The 21,145-nt window shown below is 69.1% G+C and carries 12 protein-coding genes; 5 read left to right on the top strand and 7 right to left on the bottom strand.

What is annotated here, in order from left to right; genetic code table 11:
• Positions 1-5: 5 nt before the first annotated feature.
• The 5 genes from AB0L97_RS31240 to AB0L97_RS31220 form a co-directional block, all read right to left on the bottom strand.
• Entirely contained in the window at positions 6-416 is a 411-nt protein-coding gene (locus AB0L97_RS31240) for a VOC family protein (RefSeq protein ID WP_355078459.1), read from the bottom strand.
• A gap of 5 nt (positions 417-421) precedes the next feature.
• Positions 422-871 carry a helix-turn-helix transcriptional regulator gene (locus AB0L97_RS31235; RefSeq protein WP_355078458.1) on the bottom strand — a complete coding sequence of 150 codons (450 nt, stop codon included), beginning with the start codon at positions 869-871 and terminating at the stop codon, positions 422-424.
• A gap of 39 nt (positions 872-910) precedes the next feature.
• Complete coding sequence (locus tag AB0L97_RS31230; protein ID WP_364436565.1) at positions 911-2,215, bottom strand: hypothetical protein; 1,305 nt, start codon at positions 2,213-2,215, stop codon at positions 911-913.
• Between the two features lie 377 nt (positions 2,216-2,592).
• Positions 2,593-2,991, bottom strand: a complete 399-nt coding sequence (locus AB0L97_RS31225) for a hypothetical protein (protein WP_356968539.1) — start codon at positions 2,989-2,991, stop codon at positions 2,593-2,595.
• A complete protein-coding gene (locus tag AB0L97_RS31220) occupies positions 2,988-3,476 on the bottom strand; it encodes a hypothetical protein (RefSeq protein WP_364436561.1) in 489 nt (162 codons plus the stop codon). The genes AB0L97_RS31225 and AB0L97_RS31220 overlap by 4 nt, the downstream gene beginning before the upstream one ends.
• Positions 3,477-4,001: 525 nt before the next feature.
• On the opposite strand from AB0L97_RS31220, the gene AB0L97_RS31215 reads away from it, so the two are divergent.
• From AB0L97_RS31215 to AB0L97_RS31195, 5 genes are all read left to right on the top strand, one after another.
• Positions 4,002-4,841, top strand: coding sequence for a helix-turn-helix transcriptional regulator (locus tag AB0L97_RS31215; RefSeq protein WP_364436558.1), 840 nt, complete (start codon positions 4,002-4,004; stop codon positions 4,839-4,841).
• 260 nt (positions 4,842-5,101) lie between these two features.
• On the top strand, positions 5,102-6,898 hold the full coding sequence (locus AB0L97_RS31210; protein ID WP_364436555.1) for a TerD family protein: 1,797 nt from the start codon (positions 5,102-5,104) through the stop codon (positions 6,896-6,898).
• Between the two features lie 673 nt (positions 6,899-7,571).
• Entirely contained in the window at positions 7,572-8,510 is a 939-nt protein-coding gene (locus AB0L97_RS31205; protein ID WP_364436552.1) for a CorA family divalent cation transporter, read from the top strand.
• 141 nt (positions 8,511-8,651) lie between these two features.
• Positions 8,652-9,020 (top strand): nuclear transport factor 2 family protein, encoded by a 369-nt coding sequence (locus tag AB0L97_RS31200; RefSeq protein ID WP_356968530.1) that lies wholly within the window; start codon positions 8,652-8,654, stop codon positions 9,018-9,020.
• Positions 9,021-9,173: 153 nt separating this feature from the next.
• Positions 9,174-10,091 (top strand): trypsin-like peptidase domain-containing protein, encoded by a 918-nt coding sequence (locus AB0L97_RS31195; RefSeq protein ID WP_364436547.1) that lies wholly within the window; start codon positions 9,174-9,176, stop codon positions 10,089-10,091.
• A gap of 73 nt (positions 10,092-10,164) precedes the next feature.
• Here AB0L97_RS31195 and AB0L97_RS31190 read toward each other — a convergent pair whose 3' ends face one another.
• Positions 10,165-10,842, bottom strand: coding sequence for a DUF6875 domain-containing protein (locus tag AB0L97_RS31190; protein WP_364436544.1), 678 nt, complete (start codon positions 10,840-10,842; stop codon positions 10,165-10,167).
• Positions 10,839-21,131 carry an amino acid adenylation domain-containing protein gene (locus tag AB0L97_RS31185; protein WP_364436698.1) on the bottom strand — a complete coding sequence of 3,431 codons (10,293 nt, stop codon included), beginning with the start codon at positions 21,129-21,131 and terminating at the stop codon, positions 10,839-10,841. The genes AB0L97_RS31190 and AB0L97_RS31185 overlap by 4 nt, the downstream gene beginning before the upstream one ends.
• Positions 21,132-21,145 lie beyond the last annotated feature (14 nt).

The following is a 21,145-nucleotide window of genomic DNA, read 5'->3' as shown; positions in this document are numbered from 1 at the left end:
GGCGGTCAGCGCAGCTGCTGGATGCGGATCAGGTTGCCCGCGGGATCGCGGACGGCGCAGTCGCGCACCCCGTACGGCTGCTCGGTCGGCTCCTGGACGATCTCCGCGTCGTTGGCCGCCAGCCGTTCGAAAGCGCCATCCAGATCCTTGGTTGCCAGCAGGATGCCGCCATAGGTGCCCTTCGCCATCATCTCGGTGATGGTGCGGCGCTCGTCGTCGGTGATGCCGGGATCTGCGCCCGGCGGATGCAGGACGATGGATGTTTCCGGCTGGCCGGCGGGGCCGACCGTGAGCCAGCGCATCCCTTCGTACCCGACGTCGTTGCGGACCTCGAAGCCGAGGATGTCGCGGTAGAAGGCGAGGGCCGCGTCCGCGTCGTCGTGCGGCAGGAAGCTCGCGTGAATGGTGATGTCCATGGCAGTCAGGCTAATTGCGGCTCGGTAACCGGTGCTTCTCGATTCCTGATCGGTCTGGTCACCTGTTTCGACACGCACGAGGGTATCCCCGCCGTGGCGCGCGCCGCCTCGCGCCGGTAGACGCTCGGCGGCACACCGACCAACTCGGTGAAGCGGGTGCTGAAGGTGCCCAGCGACGAGCAGCCGACCGCGAAGCACACCTCGGTGACGCTGAGGTCGCCCCGCCGCAGCAGCGACATCGCTCGTTCGATGCGCCGCGTCATCAGATAGGAGTACGGCGACTCGCCGTAGGCGAGCCGGAACTGGCGGCTGAGGTGCCCGGCCGACATGTGCGCGTCGCGCGCGAGCGCCTCCACGTCCAGCGGCTGCGCGTACTCGCGATCGATGCGGTCGCGAACGCGGCGCAGCCGCGCGAGGTCGTGCAGGTGCTGCGTGGCGGCGGGTCGGCTGGTCACTTACGCGATCGTGCCACATGGCGGTGACAAGCCGAGGTGCTACCAGAAGGTCGCCGAGAGCTCGTACTCGGCGAGCGCGGACCGCACCAGCTCGGTGAGCTGCTCGGTGTCCAGCAGGGCAGGCGGGTGGAACCCCATGACGCGCATCGTGATCTTCTCCGCGGCCTCGACCAGCGCGACGTACAGATTGCCGCCGCGTTTGGTCACGACGCTCCGCGCGTCGAGGCTCTGATTGACCAGGCCGATCATCATCGCCGAGGCCGGGCTGCCGTCGATGCGCAGGATTTCGGGGTCGAGCTTGCCGAGGCTGGAGCACACCGTGGAGGCGGGGTCGGTGGCGGCTTGCCGGGCCAGCCGGGCATACCGTCCGCGCGGCAGCGCCACCGCGACCGGGATCAGCGGCGGGACGTCCTGCCCGCTGGCCGCGGCCGCGGTGAGCTTTTCCTTCATCACCGAGCGCAGCGGAGCGAGATCGGCCGGTGCGCCGTCGTGCACGTCCACTTCGAAGGCGATGGAGGTCAGAGCGTTCGCCCGAAGATCGTCGGCGGTGCGGGTGCTGACCGGCATCATCATGCGCACCCGGCCCTCTTCGTCGGTGCGGCCGACCTCCGTCGCGATGGCGGTCATCATCGCCACCGCCAGGGTGGTGCCGGTTCCGCCTCGGGCCCGTGCCGCCGCATGCCACAGCTGCGCCGGGACCGTCGCGGTGACGGTCGGAAGCCGGAAGTCCGGCGCGTCGCCGGCGGTCCCGGTCCCGCCGCCGCGCCCGGTGACGGCCAACCGCAGCGCCAAACCGGCGGCGGAGGGTAACGACCTGGCTCGCCGCGCGGCATCGCGGAGATCACCGGCGAGCAGGCGCATCCGGCCGAATTCATCTGTGCGGTAGGACAAGTCGAGTCGCTTGTCCGCGACGGCGTCCGTGACCGCCGTGCAGAACGCGTGGCCGTCCGCGAGCGTGTGGGAAACCAGCAGCGACACCACGCTTTCCCCGTTGTCGAGGTGGGTCGCCGCCAACCGCCACGCGGGCCCGCCGAAGGTACGCAACTCGGCATTTCCCTGTTCGGCGATCCAGGCCTCCAGATCGCCCGAGGGAATGGGCTCCTCGGCGACCTCGAGCGGGCTGAATTCGACTCGGGTGGTCCACCGGTCCCCGGCGGCGGGGATCATCGCGGGCGCGACCGCTCTACCCAGCCTGCCGTGCCGCAACGCCTCGTGGAAATGCTCGAGCGCCGCCAGATCCACCGCACGGTCGTAGCGCCAGACCGCCTGTATCGCGAGGGTTCCCCCTAGCGCGGAGTGCCCACGGGCACTCACGCAATCGATATCGGTCAGGCGGTAGGTCACGCGAATCTCCCCTCGAGTACCGGACACCGGGGCGGGTCCGCACCGGCGTCGTCGCCGCCACAACTCGGCGCTACGACGATGAAGATCGTTCGAATGTCCGGTTTCGAGCTGTTCGGCCAACCAAGAGCATCCGGCCTGGCAACGCCGTGGTCAACCCTACTGGCGGGTTCGGTGATCACGGCACCCGGCGATGCGCCGCGCGAGCGGGTTCGGCCGCGGACGCCTTCGCTGTCCAGCGCGAACGGCTGAGCCGCCCGCTGTCCGGCCGACCTGCGGAAGGCGCCGGAGGGGGCGAGGCGGCCGAACCCGCGACGGCTCGAGCTGGACGTCTGACCACTTCAGCAACGGGTGGGGACTGCGGCCGGCTTCCGGTGCGGTCAGGCACCCGGAGTGTCGGCGGTGAAGATCTGTCGGGCATGTCGTGCGGAGTCGGTAGCCGACCACGGCGCCAGCGCCGTCGTGAACATCAACTCACACCACGACAGCGCGGGCACGGTCCCTCCGGCGAGGGTCGCGATCAGCGAGAGTTCGACATCGTGCCCCGCCCACGCGGCAAGCAGCCACGCCGTGTCGAGCCTGCCCAGGAACTCGTCGGTGCTGTCGGGTGGTCCAGGGCGGGCGTCGACCGCCAGGTGTACGACGGCGGCGACGGCGTGGCGTAGCCGGGCGTCGAGTTCGCCGCCATCGTGGACCAACAGCCCTTCCAGCGCGGTGCGCAACGTCGCGCCCGCATCGATGTGCCGGACGGTGTCGGTGGATGCGATGTCGCCGATCATCGGCGTGTCCTCCTCGGACTCTGGCGAACAGGGGCCGACGCCACGTAAGGGCGTACGCCGAAACCGGAGCGGCGGTCTACGAGACCGGCCAGCGAAGCGGTGCTCCACTCGAGCCATCCGTAGGTACTGCACCAGCCACGCGCCGGATTCTCTTTGGTGACGATGAATTCGAGGGCGAGGCCGGTGAGCACGGCGGTACGTTGCAGCGCCCTGATGTCGAGCTGCCGGTCGGTGACGATCAGGCGCAGCAGCGCATGGCCGAGACCTGCCTGCGTCTTCGCCTGGCCCGCGAGCCAGATGCCGCGCGCCGCGGCGGTTGTCGGGGCGGAGGCGGGCCGGCCCGCCACCATGTCGTCCGGCGGTGGTTCGAGGGGGCCGTACCACAGCGGCCTGCCTTCGGCGGCGCACACCGCGAACGTTCTTCGTTCGTCGTCGCCGCTGGCCGCCAGTGTGATGCGCGGCGTGGGATGAGCGTGTGCGGACAAGTCGGAATGCTCCTGTTCTAGTGATGACGGAGTTCGATCCGCCGGCGATCGGCTCGAAAATGAAATCGTCGATCGTTCCGGGGAATTTCTCGACCAAGATCTAATGCAATCCGCTCGGGTATGTCCATCTTCCCGACGCACCCTTTTGCGGATACATACCGCGCAGTGTCCGCCCTGGCGAGGATTTCTTCGGCGAGTGGTGATCCGGTCGGCGAGGAACGGAAGTCGCGGCGGCGCCGGTCGCCGGGAGGAATGAAAAGTACTGTAGGCCAACCTGTTACCGGAGTGCACTTGCGGTGTGTGATCTGTCTAACATGCCGGTCCAGTTGGTTTCATATCGTGATCGAATGCATTTAACATCGGTGCGCAGAGGATCTTCCCGGGGGTTGCTGCGGCAATGTCGCCCTGGCTTGTTCTTTTCAACGATCCGGACGCCGGAGGGGATTGCGGTCGCCGTCCTCGCCGGCATCACCTTTTCCTTCGATGTGTCCCGTCGTTCAACACAGTTGTCAGAGGAGTGGATCAGTGACGCACCGAGTATCGGGCAGAATCGACAGTGGCCGCCCCGAGCCGCCCAGCTTCGGAAGTATGCTGCGCCGCCTACGTGACGAACGCCGGGTGTCGCGGGAGAAACTCGCGTTCGCGGCCGGAGTGAGCGCGAGCTATGTCGCGCACCTGGAAAGCGGCGAGCGCGCCCGTCCCACCATGGTCGTCGTGGAGGCGTTGGTCGGTTATCTGAAACGCGTGAAAGCGCTGACCGATGCGGAGCGCCGCCACTTGTACGAGTTGGCCGGTCTCTCGATCAGCAGGTCGCCGTCGATAGCCGAGTTGTGCGCCGAGATCACCGAGGACATGCGGCAGGCGCTCGTCGCGCAGGAGCCGGGCCTGGCGGGCTTCGTCGATACCCGATGGAATGTTCTCGCCTGTAACAGGCCGTTTGCGCGCGCGTTTCCCGGCCTGGTGGACGACATGAACATCCTGCGATGGTTTTTCGGCAACCCGCTGTCGCGCCGGGTGATCGTGGAATGGGAGCGGGAGGCCGGTCTGATGGTCCGCTGGCTGCGCGGCCTCATCGGACCGGCGGCGGAATCGGAATGGCCTGCGGATCTGCTCGCCGAACTCGCCGAGTACGCCGACTTTCGCCGGATGTGGGCAGAAGGAATAGCCGTTTACGGCAGAGAACGGTCCGCGATGCATTTCCGTGATAACGAGACCGGAACACAGCACGCGGTGCATGTTCAAGTCTTTCGTCTGGACTCGGGCAACTATCCGGGGTGGATTCAGTACTACCTGGGCACCTCGGTGCCGCAACGCGCTCCCAGCGCGCTGCTGGAGTTGCCGATCTGCGGCGCCGCGAACCCGTAGCGCTGCGCCCCGCGGACCACGAACTCGTTGCGGAGCAGGACCAGGGCCACGGTGGCATCGGCGGATGCAGGGCTTCGGGGACGGCTTCACCTCGTGCGATCGCGCGGCCCAGGAGGGCCGGCCATGGGGCCGGCGTCGGCAGATGGCGTTCGTGTCGGTTCCGGCCCGTGCGGCGACCTCGTCCATGGTGAGTGCGGCGTATCCGGAATTCGAGGTGCGATCAATGCAACGTTCGGGACCGTGGTCACGATGAGTTGGCCGTGCAAGGGAATGCGATTGTGCGCCAAGCGCCTTCAACGGCGGGTTTCGGCGCCTACACCGTTGTCGACGTGGAGACCTCGGGTCTGCGGGCCGAAGAGCATCGGGTGCTTTCGGTGGCGGCATTGGTCCTGGACGCCGACGGCCAGGTCGTCCATGAATTCCATACGCTGGTCGATCCGGGCTGCGACCCGGGGCCGGTGCACATCCATGGCCTGACGGCCGAGATCCTGCGCGGCTCACCGCGATTCGAGCATGTGCGCGAACCTCTTTCGGCCCTGCTGGCCGGCCGGGTGATGGTCGCGCACAACGCGCACTTCGACTACCGGTTCCTCGCCAGCGAATTCGGCAGGACCGGCGCCGATCTGCCGGTGGGTCGCCGATTGTGCACGCTTGCCCTCGCGCGGCGGGTCGCGCCGCCGACGCCGGATTGCAAACTCGGCACGCTCGCGGCCTATTACGGGATTTCACGTTCGAAAGCGCACGACGCGTTGGACGACACCCGCGTCCTGGCCGGTGTGCTCAGAGCGCTGATCGCCGATGCGGCGCGGCTCGGCATCACGCCGCCTCTGCTGCGCTGCCCGCCGAAGGAGAACTACCAGAGCGCGTGGGGTCTGCCGACCGAGCGGACGGGCCCGAAAACACCGTGTCCTTACACGTATCCGGGCCGGTTCGAGACCGGTGGCGCTCTCGTCCAGGGAATGAAAGTGGCCTTCACCGGCGATACCGCGACCGATCGGGACGCCCTGGTCGCCCGTGCCGAAGCGGCCGGACTAGAGGTGACCAGCGCGGTGAGCGGTCGCACCAGTGTGCTCGTCACCAACGCGCCGAATTCGACCAGCGGCAAGGCTCGCAAAGCCGTCGAGGTCGGCACCCCGATCGTCAGCGAGAACAGATTTCTGTTGTTGCTGGAGCGTGTCGAGCCGGGTGAGCGCAAGGGCGATCAGGTGGCGCGAACTTCTTCGACACATCGTCGACCGTCGCGTGTGCCGGTCGCACCCGGTGGCCCCTTGGCTGGACGCCGGGTGCTGGTGCTCGGTGGAACGCATGGCGGTGCCGCCGCAGCCCGCTCACGGATCGCCGAGCTCGGCGGCTCCGCGGCGGTGAACATGTCCGGGCGGGTAACCGACGTGCTCGCGCTGACCGGAGGCCACGCCGACCGGCGCTGCGTACGGGCCGCCGAACTCGGCATCCCGGTGCACGGCGCCGAATTGCTCTCGGCGCCGCAGCCTTCCGACGCGTCGCCGGCATCGCGTCGCGCGGTCGCCGAGCCTCTTGCGCTGATTCGTGGTCAGGTGATCGATCTACCGATCGACGACTTCGGCATCGATTGGACGATCCGAGCGTCGTGGGCCTACAGCGGCAGCGGGGCGGTTGACCTGGTCGCGTTCCTCGTCGACGGTGACGAGCAGGTGGCGGGCGACGACGACTTCGTCTTCTACAACCAGCCCGAGACTCGGGGCGTGCGTCTCGTCGCCGAGGGGCCCGACGAGCAGTCCGTCGCGATACGGCTGGATCAGCTGCCGCGATATTGCCGCCGGATCGTGCTGGCCGCCGCGTTGGACGACGCGGAGGCCACCTTCGGTGATGTCGGCGCGATCGAGGTCGAGGCGATGCCTGGCGCGGAGGCAGGCGTTGTCGCGCGCGCGACGATGGACGCGGCCACCGAGGAACGGACGTTGGTGCTCGCCGAGGTCTACCTGCGTGGCGACGTCTGGCGGTTGCGTGCGGTGGGCCAGGGTTATCCGACGGATCTCGCGGTGCTGGCGCGCCAGTACGGGGTGGATGTGGCGGAGTGACGTCGCGGTGGCGGCGAGCCGGTAGGGTGGCACGGCCGTGACCGGCAGTGCAATCAGGTGGCCGCCGCCGACGGCCTGGGCTGCTCGGCGCCGGAAACCGCTGTCGTTCGCGGTCGTCCGGCTTCCCCTGCTGCCGTTGGATTTCCATCCGGTGGCGCGCTGTCGAACACTTGCGCAACTGATTGACGTATCCCGATGGGCGGGTTTCTAATGATGGATGGCGCAATTCGTGCGCCGGTCGACCGACGAAGCGAGGTGAGCGGCAGATGCCGGATGACAGTATCGACGTCTACAGCCGGGCCGCTCTCGCGAAACAGGTTGCGCCGGCGCGTCGTTGATCCGCGTGTGATCGCCCGCCGGGCAACGGCGCCCATCGGCCGACACGGTACGGACCTCAACCTTCGTCATCTCTCCGGCGCGTAAGAGCGGCGCGTCCGGGTTCGGCCGATACGTGGCCCCCGACCCGCGGCGCCGCCCGATCACGTCGCTGCTCGCCCCTGCGTGCGTCCTCGGTACCGGAGGAGCGCGCCAGCCCCGCACGATAGCAAGTATTGGAGCACCCACTATGGCCACATTGCCCGAGAAAGCCGAAACATTGCCTCGCACAACAGATCCGGAACGGCGGCAGCAGGCGGGATCCGCGGTGCGCTCCTTTCGCGGGCAGCGGTAGTCGATGACGACCTTTCTCGGTGCCGTGACCGCCGACCACTTCGATACCGAAGTGCTCCAGCAGCATTGGATTCCGCTCGCCGCCGACGACGCCGACACCGCGGCGGTGCTGCGGGAACGGCTCGGCATCGACTTCACGTCCGCTCGCGATCAGGGCCTGGAGACCGACAGCTTTCGCTACTTTCCGGTGACGGCCGGATTCCGGCGTGGCGAGAACATCGAACAGGAGACGATCGTCTTCGCCCTGGGCGGTGAATTCCTCGTGACGCTGCAGCCGTCCGAGCATTTCGTCCCCTTCGACAAGGCGGTCGCGAAGATGCGGCGCGACCCGGCGCTCGCCGGCTCCGCGCACGGCGTGATGTACGCGCTGCTGTGGGCACTGAACGAGGCGTCGGAGCGGGTGCTACATCATGCGGGTGACGCCATGGAGGCGTTGCGCGACGAGATCGAGCGGACGATCACGGGCCGGGACCGGCGCGAGATCGAGCTCGCCGACCTGCGCGGCGTGATGTCGCGGATGAACGCGACCGAACGCATCGTCTCGCGCACTCAGGAGACCCAGCGGCAGCTGGCCCGCGCCGCGCGGCATCTGCTGGCCGACACGTCGTCAGGGAAGGCGGAACTCGACGAGGCGATCGGCATCCTGCTCGCCGACATCGACGGGGTGGGGCAGTATGCGGGCTCGGCGTACGACAACGTCCGCTTCTTGCAGCAATCCGTGACGATCTGCCTGAATGTGCGGCAGAGCGAGATCGTCAAGGTGTTCACCGTCACCACCGCGGTCGTCCTGCCGCCCGTTCTGGTCGTCGGCTGCTACGCCGCAGGTCTGCTCGACATCGCCGAATTGCCCTGGCAGCTGAGCCTTTTGATCACCGTGCTGCTGGCTCTGGCGGCGGCGGTGATTCCATCGGCCTATCTCGAGAAGCGGGGCCTACTGCGCTGAGCCCTCGGGCGCGCGCGCTTTTCCGGCGATCATTACCTCGCGCGTAATCGACTCTGGGCGCGCGGCGCGGCAAGGTTGGAGACAGCCGATCGGAAGACCCGAACGGTTGCCGAAAATCATTACCGCACAGGAGGATTCATTATGTCGCGCTACGAGGAAGCGGTCGATCGGTACTTCGCCGCGTGGAACGCCACCGACGAGGACGCCAGGGCCGCGGCGGTGGCGGCCGCGTGGGCCGAGGACGGCGCGTACACCGATCCGCTCGCGGAGGTGCGCGGGCACGCCCAGCTGGCGGCGGCCATCGGGGGCGTGCAGGCGCAGTTCCCCGGGTTCGAGTTCCGTCGCCTCGGCGCGGTCGACGGCCACCACGACATCGCCCGCTTCTCCTGGGAGCTGGTCTCCGCGACCGACGGCAGCGCCCCGGTCGCGGGTTCGGACGTGATCTCCCTCGGAGCCGACGACCGGATCACGAGTGTGCACGGTTTCCTCGACCGGGTGCCCACGGCGTAGCGCCCGGTGCCGGACCCGCGATCCGTATCCCGGCGACACGCCCGGCGCACCCGCGGCCCAGGTTGCGCCTGCGGCGAACACCGTGCGTCGTCCGCGGCGCGAGGGCATCCTGGACGCAGTAGTGCAATTCCGGCAAACAGGGTGGTGGTCGGCGTGGACAACGCCGCGTTGGATGCCTACTCCCGCACGGTGATCGCGGTGGCGGCGTCGGTGACGCCGCACGTGGCCAGCGTGCGGACCAGGCGGGGGAGCGGATCGGCGGTGGTCTTCACCGACGACGGGTTCCTGTTGACGAACGCGCACGTCGTCGGCGCGGCCCGCGAGGGTGAGGTGGTCTTCGCCGACGGGGTGGAATCCCGCTTCCACGTCGTCGGGGTGGATCCCCTGTCGGATCTCGCGGTGTTGCGCGCACGCGGCGGCGCGCCGGACGCGGTGCCGCTCGGAGATGCCGACCAGTTGGTGGTCGGCCAGCTGGTGGTGGCGGTCGGAAGTCCGCTCGGCCTGGCGGGTTCGGTCACCGCGGGCGTGGTGAGCGCGCTCGGGCGCGCGGTTCCGGTGGCTTCCCGCCGCGCCGGCCGCGTGATCGAGGACGTGATCCAGACCGACGCCGCGCTCAACCCCGGAAATTCCGGTGGCGCGCTGTCGGACTCGGCCGGCCGGGTGGTCGGCGTCAACACCGCGGTCGCGGGCATCGGGCTCGGCCTCGCCATCCCGATCAACGCGACGACGCGCCGGATCATCGGCACGCTGCACACCGAGGGGCGTGTCCGGCGCGCATACCTCGGCTTGGTCGGTGTGCCAGCGCCGCTGCCCGAGCCGGTCGCCGCGCGCACCGGGCAGGCCGCCGGGGTGCGCATCGTGGAGGTGGTCCGTGGCGGCCCCGCCGAGCTGGCCGGGCTGCGCCGCGGCGATCTGGTGCTGAGCGTGGCGCGGTCGCAAGTGCGTGACGCGCAGGGGATTCAGCGGCAGCTGTTCGCCGAGTCGATCGGCGTGCAACTGCCGGTCACCGTGCTGCGCAACGGAGCCATGGTCGACGTCTTCGCGGTCCCGGTGGAACTGGTGGCTGACTGAGCGCTGTCCAGCCGGTCGCCGGGACCGGCTCGGCGGTGGTCACCGGGCGTCCGCACCCGCCCACACTACCGACTCAGGAAGTGTCTTTCTGGGCGTCGATTGCCTGTTCGAGTCTGACGGACATGGCCGTGGCGACGAATCCGGGAATGGTAGGGGCGAAGAGCTTGAGGTAGGTGTCGATCCATTCGTGGCGCGCGACGAGGAACGGATAGTCGGTAGGGGCCATGTGGCGTACCGCGAGGATGGGCAGTGGTGCGTCGAGCGCCGGGAACGCCGGATTGTGCAGTCCGGGGTAGGTGCAGCCCGGATAGAACTGCCCGATCATCAGACCTTTGTCGACGAATTTGGTTTTCTGTTGTCGTTGCACCGCGTCGATCGAGGGGTAGTCGGTGAGGTCGGGAAAGACCGCGAGAACGGCTTTGAACAGCGACTCGGGCGCCTCCCGCGGTGGCAGGGCCGGGAACAGGTCGTACAGATCGTCGGCGATCGCGGTGATGCGCCCGATATCGATGTCGTGCCCATCGAAGTAGGCGGCCCACAGGTACCTGTGCGTGATGGCGTGGCTGGTGTAGGGGCAGACGGGACCGGGCCGGCCGAGATCCGGGTGGGAATGGCACAGGTATTCGCGGGTCCACCGACGGAGTTCGGGGAACCGGGGGTGGTCGGCGAGGCCTGTTTCCGCGTCGGGAGCGAAGAGGTTGACCGGCTGGACGCCGGAGCGTGTCCCGACTATGGGGTCGGTGTTCATCATCGGCTGGTCCTTGCTGAGATCGGAGGCTCCGGTGAGGGGACGGGGGTGCGGCGGAAGTGCTCGGTCAGGGTTGATCCGATGGCATGTAGCGCCTCAGGGTCGGTCATCCTTTCGTGCGCGACGGCAACACGGTGTTCGAAGATGCTGCCGGTGAGGTACTCCTGCCACGCGAGAGACGGAGAGGGGCCGTCGTCCGGGTGGCCGTCGACGGCGCTGAAGTAGAGCAGATCACCGTCGAAGAGTGCCGGTCGATGATCTCGGGTGAGGTCGACGAGCCGGGTGTAGTCGCCGTGCAGGGTCGCGAGATGCTCGGGTGTGAGGGCGGTGAAGAGACCGCCTTGCCGGTGCAGCAAGTCGGTCGCGGCCTCGACGGTGAGGTCGGCCGGAATTCGGGAACCGGCCACGCCGCCGAACTCGGTGAGCATGTCGCGGAGGGTGGGCAGGGGAGCTTGCGCGCTGCCCGCGTCGACAACGCGGGTGTCCATCATCGCCAAGGTGGCGACGGGTTCGCCCTCGCGACGAAGTCGCACGGCGATCGCGTGCGCGATGGTGCCGCCCAACGAGTAGCCGAGCAGGTGATAGGGGCCGTGCGGCTGGACCGATCGGATCTCCTGTACGTAGCGGGCGGCGAGTTGGTCGAGCGTGTCGAACCGCGCGGTGGGGTCGGTCAGCGCCGGGGATTGCAGCCCGTGGACGGGTCGCTGCGAGCCGAGGTGCTGCACGAGTCCGCTGAAACCCCAAGCCAAACCGATGGCCGGGTGGACGCAGAACAGTGGCGGTTCGACGCCGGTCGCGCGCAGGGGGAGCAGCACCGCGAGCGCGTCATGAGGGTCGGGTTCCTCGAACCCGCGCAGCCGAGCCTCGATGCGGCGGGCCAGCGATTCCGGTGTCGGGTCGCTGAAGACCCACTGAATCGGCACGGGTACCCCGGTCGACTCCTCCAGTCGCGCCACCAGTTGGGTCGCGGCGAGCGAATTGCCGCCGAGCGCGAAGAAACCGTCGTCGCAACCGGCTCGTTCGAGCTGGAGCGTTCGCGCGAACGCCGCGCAGACGGTGGCCTCCAGCGGCGTGGACGGCGCGCGGAACGGGGGGCGGTCCGGCGCGGGCAGGGCTTTGTAGTCGAATTTGCCGGTGCTGGTGAGCGGGATCCGGTCGAGGACGACGATGGCGGTGGGGATCATGTGGGTGGGCAGGCGGGTTGCGAGGTAGGTGGTCATGGCGCCGGTGTCGGGTGTGGTGTGCGGCGTCGGTACGACGTAGCCGGTGAGTTGGCCGGTGCCGTCGGGGCGGGTGTGCACGGTGACCGCGGCATAGGCGATGTCGGGATAGCCGCTCAGCGCGGATTCGACCTCGCCGGGTTCGACGCGGTTGCCCTGGACCTTCAACTGCAGGTCGCTGCGGCCCTTGTATTGCAGTCTTCGGTCGGCGGTCCACGCCACCAGGTCGCCCGTGCGATACATCCGCGTCCCGGGCCGCCCGTACGGGGCGGGGACGAATCGGCTCGCGGTGGTCGCGGGTTGCTTGTGGTAGCCGCGGGCGAGGCCCGGTCCGGACAGATAGAGTTCGCCGACCACTCCGAACGGAACGGGGCGGAGCTTGCGATCGAGTACGACGGCGGTGAATCCGCGGATCGGGCCGCCGATGGCGATCGGGCCGTCGACGGTGGTGGACAGCGGAGTGCCTGCGCAGCTCACGACCGTGGTCTCGGTGGCCCCGTAGCTGATGAGCACCGTGCGGCCCGGCGTCCACCGCGCCGCCAGCTCCGGCGGACACGGCTCACCGCCGATGACCAGGGTTTCGAGTCCGTCGGGATTCATCGCGGCGAGCATCGTCGGGGTGAGAGCGGCATGGGTGACGTGTTCCGCCCGGACCAGCTCGGACAGCCCGGCGCCGACCGGTGTGGGGGCGAGGATCAGCGTGGCCCCGCCGCATACGGCGCCGATCCATTCGAGGATCGAGACATCGAAGCTCGGCGAGGCGACAGCCAGTATCCGAGAGGACGGAGTGATGCCGAACCGTTGCCGCGTATCCGCGGCCAGGTTCGCTATCCCGGTATGTGTGACCACGACGCCCTTCGGGGTTCCGGTGGAGCCGGAGGTGTAGACCAGGTAGGCCGGGTGCTGTGGTCGTAGTGGGGCTGTTCGGTCGGCATCGCTGATCGCCGCGGAGGACACTTCTGCCGACGTCGCGGCGAAGGAGGTGCTGTCGACGGTCAGCCATTCGATGGTGTCCGGCAACTGATTTCGGTAGGGCTCGCGAGTAAGCCCGACCATGGCACCGGAATCCGTCAGGATGGTCGTGCTGCGTTCGCGCGGATGGCTGGGTTCCACCTGGACGAACGCGCCGCCGGTCTTTGCGACCGCCCACACGGCGATCATGGCGTCGATGGAGCGAGGTAGCGCTATGGCTACGAACGATTCCGGTCCTATCCCGGTGTCGATCAACACCCGCGCCCACCGGTTCGAGGTTTCGTCGAGTTCGCGGTAGGACAGTCGTGCGCCGTCGCAGACCACCGCTTCGGTCTCCGGTTCCATCGCGGCGGTCAGCACCTGCGGCAGCACCGACATCACCGCCCCGTGTGGCCCGCGAACGGGCACCAGCGCGGCCTGCTCGGCCTGCGACAGCAGCTGTAGCCGGGTCAGCGGCAGGTCGATGTGGTCCGCGACGGTGTCGAGCACGCGCAGCACGCGGTCGGCGATGGCGTCGATCTGCTGCCGGGTCAGCAGGTCGGGCAAGTATTTGAAGGTCAGGTGCAATCTGTTGTCCTGGTGCACGATCAGGCCGAGCGGGTAGTGCGCGGCATCGCGTCCGTGCACGCCCAGGACACGCATTCCCGCGATGTCGGTGTCTTCGGACAACCCGGTCGAGTCGATCGGGTAGGACTCGAAGGCCGTCACGGTGTCGAACATCGCGCCAGGACCGGCGATCTGCTGGATCTGGGCCAGGCCCAGGTGGTGATGGTCGAGCAGCGCGGCTTGTTCGGTCCGGATTCGCCGCACCAGTTGGGCGAGGGTTTCGCGGTGGTCCAACCGGACCCGCACCGGCACCGTGTTGATGAACAGCCCGATCATCGATTCGATGCCGGAGATCTGGGGCGGGCGCCCGGAGACGGTGGTGCCGAACACCACGTCGTCGCGGCCGGTCGCGTTGGCCAGCACGATTCCCCAGGCGGCCTGAACGAGGGTGTTGAGTGTGACCTCCTGTCGGTGGGCGGTGGCGACCAGCGCCGAGGTGCGGTCTTCGCCGAGCTGAACTCGTACGTCGCGCGTGGCGGTGGTGTGCCTGCGGCCGCGGTCCGCGATCGCCAGCAGAGTCGGCTCCGACACGCCGTCGAGTGCCCGCGTCCACGCGGTTTCCGCCGCGTTCCGGTCTTGGGCGTGCAGCCACGTCAGGTAGTCACGGAAGGGACGGCCCGGAGCGGGCGCCGTGGCGTCGTCGTCGCAGGCGTAGAGGGTCAGCAGCTCCCGGATGAGCAGTGGCGTGGACCAGCCGTCGATGAGGATGTGATGCATGCTCCACACCAGCCGGTATCGCTCGGGGGCGATGCGCACCAACGTCATGCGCAGCAGCGGCGCCGCGGCCACGTCGAAGCTGGCGCGCCGGTCGGCGGCCATGAGCTGATCCAGCGTGGCGGCGGGATCGTCGTGCTCGGCCAAGTCGATGAGGGTGAACGGCACGTCGACGTGCTTATGCACGACCTGGACCGCTTCACCCGCGCCGTCGCGCACGAACGCGGTCCGCAGGTTGGGGTGCCGTCCGACGAGCGCCTGCGCGGCGCGGCGCAGCCGCTCGGCGTCGACGTGCCCGCCGAGTTCCATGCAGAGTTGCACGATATAGGCGTCGAGGGCGCCGTCCGCGAGCTGAGCGTGGAACAGCAACCCGGTCTGCAGCGGCGTGAGCGGCCAGATGTCGTCCAGGGCCGGGTGCAGGCGCTCCAGCCGGTCGATCGTGTCCTGGCTCAGCTCGAGGAGGTCGAGGTCGGAGGGGGTGAACCCGCCGGCGCCGGGCCGGGACGCATAGTCGGCCAGCGCGGTCACCGCGTCGCGCCACAGTTCCGCGAGGCCGGTGACCTCGTCGGAGGTCAACAGACCGGTCGGATAGTCCCAGGCGGCGGTGAGAGCCGGCCCTTCCGGGGTGTCGGTGACGACCGCGTTGACTCCCAGCACGGATGCGGCGGCCGCGCCGGGGTTCTGGACTCCGCCGCCTCCGGCGGGCATCCACCCTGCCTCGCGCAACGCGGCGGGAATGGTGTCGTATCTGCCCATATAGTTGAAGCTCACCTGCGGCGCGGGCAGCGCACGCAGGATGCGGGCGGTATCGGCGTCGAGGTATCGCAGCAGTCCGTAGCCGATCCCGTGATCGGGAACCTGCCGCAAACGCTCCTTGACCGATTTGACGACAGCCCCGGCGGCGGGTCCGGCGGCGAACGCGTCGTCTATGTCGATGCCGGACAAGTCGAGTCGCACCGGATAGGTGGTGGTGAACCATCCGACGGTGCGCGAGAGGTCGGCGTGCGGGAGCACCGTGTCGTGGCGGCCGTGGCTTTCGAGGGTGAGCAGCGTTTCCGGCGCGGTGTCGCCGTGCTCGCGCCGCCATCGGGTCAGCGCCAGAGCGAGCCCCGCGATCAGCGCGTCGTCCACGTTGCCGCGGAAGGCCTCCGGCAGCGTGGTGAGCACCGCGCGGGTCGCCGCGATGGGCAGCTTCACCTCGACGGTCGCGACGGTGGCCTGCACGTCCACGGCCGGGTCGATCGGGCGTGCGCCGATCGGCGGGTCCGCGGCGTCGAGTGTGGAGCGCCACCAGTCGAGTTCGTCCCGGCGCGCGGCGGCGGTGTTCAGGGCATGCGCCCAGCGTCGCATCGAGGTACCGACAGGCGCGAGCCGCGGCGGTTGCCCCGCGCTGATCTGCGCCCACGCGATCGCGAGGTCCGGAACCAGGATGCGCCACGAAACGCCGTCGACGACCAGGTGATGCGCGACGATCAGCAGCCGTCCCGGCTGTCGCGCCCACTCGAACCAGACCAGTTGCAGCATGACACCTCCCGCGGGGTCGAGGCGCTCGGCCGCGGCGTTCGCCTCGGCGTCGGCGATCGCGGCGAAGTCGCTGCTGTCCGGCGCCGCGGTTACCGGCACGCGCCGGATCAGCCCCGCGGCGGGTGCGGCGGTCGGCGATACGTGCAGCGCCCAGCCGGACGCGTGCGCGGGGTCCGGGCGTAGCCGCGCCCGCAGCATGTCGTGGCGTTCGAGCACCGCTTGGACGGTGGCGCCGATTCCGGCGCTGTCGATACCGGCAGGCAGCGTGAGCATCGCCCACTGGCTGAAACGGTCGAAGCCACCGCGTTCGAACATCCAGCACATGATCGGCGTCAGCGGTATCTGTCCCACGCCTCCGCCGGGCAGTTCGGCGGGCAGGGCGGTGGCCTCGGTGCTGTCGCGCACGGCGACCCGGGCCAGCTCGGCGACCGTTCCGTGCTCGAACACATCGCGCGCTGAGAACAGCAGATCCGCCGCCTTGGCGCGCGCGACCAGCTGAATCGCCATGATGCTGTCGCCGCCCATAGCGAAGAACGAATCGTCCGCCCCGACCTCGTCGAGTCCGAGTACCTCCGCGAACAGTCCGGCCAGCGTCGTCTCGACCTCGGTGGCCGGTGCCCGGGATCCGGCACGGGGGGTGAAGTCCGGCTCGGGCAGAGCGGTGCGGTCCAGCTTGCCGTTCGCCGTCTTCGGTAGCGCGTCGATCACCACGACGGTCGCGGGCACCATGTGCGAGGCCAACCGCTCCGCGGCGAACTCGCGGACCGCGTCCGTGTCGAGTTCGGCGCCGGACTCGGGGACCACGTACCCGATCAACCGGTCGCCGGTGACCGTGCCTCGGCGCACGGCTGCCACCGCGTTCGCCACACCCGCGTACGCGAGCAGCGCCGATTCGACCTCGCCGAGCTCGATCCGGAAACCACGGATCTTCACCTGAGAATCCGTCCGGCCCATGTAGTCCAGCGTCAGATGTCCGGTCGGCGACCGCAGCCACCGCACCAGGTCACCGGTCCGGTACATGCGCTGCCCCGGTCCCGCGAACGGATTGGCGACGAACCGAGACGCGGTCGTGCCCAACCGGTTGCGATAGCCGCGCGCCAAAGCGGGACCCGCCAGATACAACTCGCCGACGACTCCGACCGGTACCGGCCGCAACCAGGTGTCGAGCACGATTTCCTGCACCCCGCGGATCGGGCTGCCGGTCGTCACGGCCTCACCCGCCACCAGCGGGCGCCCGGCGTCGGTCTGGATCGTGGCCTCGGCAGGACCGTAAGTGTTGAACAATCTGCGGCCCGGCGCCCACCGCGACACCAACTCCGGTGGGGGCTCCTCGCCGCCGATCACGACCGTCCCGAGGCCTCCGAGCCCGGCCGGATCGACCGTCGCCAAGGCCGTCGGCGTCAGCGCCGCGTGCGAAACCCGCTCCCGCGCCAAGATTTGCGCCAGCTCGTCCCCGCCGTAGACAGTCGGCGGCGCGATCACCAGTTGCCCGCCCGTCGCGAACGCCCAGAGGTATTCGAGTACCGCCGCGTCGAAACTCGGAGACGCGGCGTGCAGCACCCGCGTGCCCGGCCCGACACCCAAACGCGTGCATTGATCATCCACCAGATTCGCCAGCCCCTTGTGCGACACCACCACGCCTTTCGGCTCTCCCGTCGACCCGGACGTGTAGATCACGTACGCCGCGTGGTCGGGCCGCACCGGCCGTGTTCGCTCCTCGTCGCGCACCGGCGCTGCCGGGAATTCCGCCAGCTGCGCTTCGACCGCCGGTTCGTCGAGCACCAGCCATCGCACCGATCCGGGGAAACGATCCCGCCATCGCGACAGCGTGATCCCCACCGCCACACCCGAATCGGTGAGCATGTACGCGATGCGGCCGGCCGGATACTCGGGGTCCATCGGCGCGAACGCCGCCCCGGACTTCGCCACGGCCCAGACCGCCAGCACCGACTCGACCGACCGCGGCAATCCGACCGCGACGCTCGTCTCCGGCCCCGCTCCCAGGCCGATCAGCATGCGTGCCAGTCGATTCGACTCCGCATCCAGTTCACCGTAGGTCCACCGGCGATCGCCGCACACCGCCGCGACCGCACCCGGATCGTTCGCCACCGCCGCGGCCAGCAGATCCGGCAAGACCTGCGCCGACACCGTCGGACGACCCGACACGGGCGCCAACTCGCGGTATTCCGCGGAGGACAGCAGATCCAGCCGGGACAGTGGTAGATCCGGGTCGGCGGCGACCGCGCCCAGCACGCGCAGAACTCGACGCAGCGTCGCGTCCATCATGTCGTGGTCGAAGAGATCGGGCAGGTACTTGATGTGGAGACGCAATCGCGTGTCGACCTGGGCGACAACGCCGATCGGATAGTGCGCCGCGTCGGTGCCGCTCACATCGAGCAGCCGCATGCCCGCGATGTCGGTGTCCGCGGTGAGCCCGCCACGATCGACCGGATAGGACTCGAACACCGTCATCGTGTCGAACACCGCTCCCGGCCCGGCCACCCGTTCGATGTCGGTCAGGCCCACGTAGTGGTGATCGAGCAGCGCGGCTTGTTCGGCCTGGATCCGGTCGAGCAGCTGCCCCAAACTCTCGGTGCGGTCGAGCCGGACACGCACCGGCAGCGTGTTGACGAACAGCCCGATCATCGATTCGACGTCCGAAAGTTGCGGAGGCCGTCCGGAGACAGTGGTGCCGAAGGTGACATCCGTCCGGGATGTCAAGGCGCCCAACACAATCGCCCAGGCCGTCTGGACCACGGTGTTGAGGGTGACTCCGCGTGCCCGCGCAAGGTTCGTCAAGTCCGCGGTCTGTTCCTCGGTCAATTCGCCGAGGACATCTCGTGATTCGGTGTAGCGGCGGCGGGGGTCGGACGGAGCCATCAGAGTCGGCTCGTCGGCGCCGTCGAACGCACGGGCCCAGGCGTCGAGCGAAGCGGTCGGGTCCTGCCGCACCAGCCATGCCAAGAAGTCCCGATAGGGCCGGACACGAGGGAGCATCGCGTCGTCGCCGTCGGTGGCGTAGAGCACCAGCAACTCCCTCAGGAGCAGCGGCATCGACCAGCCGTCCAGCAGCAGGTGATGGTTGGTCAGCACCAGCCGGAAGCGCTCCGGCCCGATGGTGACCAGCATCCAGCGCAGCAGTGGGGCGCGCGACGGGTCGAACCGGGTCGCGCGGTCCTCGGCCATCAACCGAGTCCACTCTCGATCCCGTTCCCCGTCGTCCAGCCCGGACAGGTCCAGCTCCGTCCATGGCGCCTCGACGTCTTCGTCGACCACCTGCACCGGCCCGGTGTCGGTGACGAACGCCGCGCGCAGATTCGCATGCCGGTTCAGCAGCGCCTGCCCGGCTCGGCGCAGCCGCTGCGCATCGACTCGCCCACCCAGTTCGAGGACCAGCTGGACCACATAGGCGTCCACCGACTCCTCGGCGAACACCGCATGGAACAGCAATCCCTCCTGCAACGGAGTCAACGGCCAGACATCGCTCAGCGCCGGATATCCGGTCTCGAGCCGCTCGATATCGGACTGGGTGAGATCGACGAGGTCCAGATCCGACGGCGTCCGTCCGCCGGTCCCGGCGCGGCGGCTGTATGCCGCCAACGCGGTCAGTACCCGGCGCCACGACTCCGCCACCTCGTGCACCTGGTCGGCGGTGAGCACCCCGGCCGGATACGACCACTTCGCCCGCAGCCGCCGCCGGTCGCCGTCGTCCAGGACGAGGGCGTTGATGTCGAGCACCGCCGACATCGGCAGGTCCGGATCGAGCGCACCGGTGAACTCGGCGCCCGAGAGGTCCCCGCCGTCGTCCACCGGTAGCCATCCGGCCGACGGCGCTCCTCCGGGCACCTTCGTGGCGACGCGGCCGAGGTAGTTGAATCCGATCTGCGGTGTCGGCATGCTCTCGAGTTCCGGTCCGGTATCGGTGTTGAGATACCGCAGCAAGCCGTAGCCGATCCCGTGGTCCGGGACCTTGCGCAACTGTTCCTTCACCGACTTGACCGCTGCCCCCAGCGCGGGCCCGCCCGCGGTCGCGTCGTCGACATCGATGCCGGACAGGTCGAGGCGCATCGGGAAACTCGTGGTGAACCAGCCGACCGTCCGGGCCAGATCCGAGCCGGGAACCGCGCGCTCCTCGCGGCCGTGCCCTTCCAAACCGATCACGACGTCCGCGAGATCGCCGGACGCGACCGTGTCGTGCTCGCGCCGCCACTTCGTCACCGCCACCGCCAGCGCGGCCAGCAGCCCGTCGCTCACCTCGCCGTGGAATGCCGCGGGCACGGTGGTCAACAACGCCTCGGTCACCTCGGGGGGAACATCGATCTCGACCGTGCGGGCAGTGGCGGCGACATCGATCGCGGGGTCGAGGGAGCGGGATCCGATCACCGGATCGTCTCCGGCGGCCATCGCTTTCCAGAATCCGAATTCGGCGCGCCGCTCGGCGCTTCCGGCCGATTCGACCAGCCCGTGGGCCCACCTGCGCATGGACGTCCCGACCGGGGCCAGCTCGGGTGGTTCGCCGGACTCGATCCGCGCCCACGCGATCGCGAGATCCGGCACCAGCACCCGCCAGGACACTCCGTCGACGGCCGTATGGTGCGCCACCACCAGCGCCCGGCCCGGCTCCGTCGTGGCTACCGGGTCGAACCAGACCACCTGCAGCACGACCCCGGCGCCCGGATCGAGCCGGTCCGCGGCGGCGTCCAACTCCGCCGCCACAGAAGCACGGAACTCGGCGCTTCCCGGGGCTTCCGGCATCGCCACCCGACGGATGACGTCCTCGGCTCGAATCGCCCCGGCGGGCAAGGCTTCCCACGCCCAACTTCCGTCGTCGGTCGGGCGCAGCCGCGCGCGCAGCATGTCGTGCCGATCGAGTACCGCCTGCACCGTGCCCACCAGCTGCTGCCGGTCGATCCCCGGCGGCAGTCCGAGCAACACCGCCTGCGAGAAGCGGCCGAACCCCGACCCGGCCCGCTCGAGCAGCCACCGGACGATCGGCGTGACCGGCACCGGCCCCACGCCTCCGCCGGGCAGTTCGGCCGCGAGCGCGGTCGCCGCGGTGCCGCCGCGGACGGCGACCTCGGCCAGCCCGGCGACCGTCTTGCGGTCGAACACGTCGCGCGGGGTGAACACCACACCCGCCGCCCTGGCTCGATTGACCAACTGGATCGACATGATGCTGTCGCCGCCGAGGGTGAAGAAGGAGTCGTCGAGTCCGATGGTGTTGGTGTGGAGTATGTCGGTGAATGCTTGGGTGATGGTGTGTTCGAGGG

Source organism: Nocardia sp. NPDC051911 (genome assembly GCF_040681035.1).
GTDB lineage: Bacteria > Actinomycetota > Actinomycetes > Mycobacteriales > Mycobacteriaceae > Nocardia > Nocardia sichangensis.
This window is presented reverse-complemented; position numbering and strand designations above follow the sequence as displayed.

Excerpts from the sequence above, each read along its gene's own strand:
- AB0L97_RS31225 (WP_356968539.1), bottom strand. The coding sequence starts at position 2,991 with ATGATCGGCGACATCGCATCCACCGACACCGTCCGGCACATCGATGCG.
- AB0L97_RS31190 (WP_364436544.1), bottom strand. The coding sequence starts at position 10,842 with ATGATGAACACCGACCCCATAGTCGGGACACGCTCCGGCGTCCAGCCG.
- AB0L97_RS31200 (WP_356968530.1), top strand. The coding sequence starts at position 8,652 with ATGTCGCGCTACGAGGAAGCGGTCGATCGGTACTTCGCCGCGTGGAAC.
- AB0L97_RS31205 (WP_364436552.1), top strand. The coding sequence starts at position 7,572 with ATGACGACCTTTCTCGGTGCCGTGACCGCCGACCACTTCGATACCGAA.
- AB0L97_RS31240 (WP_355078459.1), bottom strand. The coding sequence starts at position 416 with ATGGACATCACCATTCACGCGAGCTTCCTGCCGCACGACGACGCGGAC.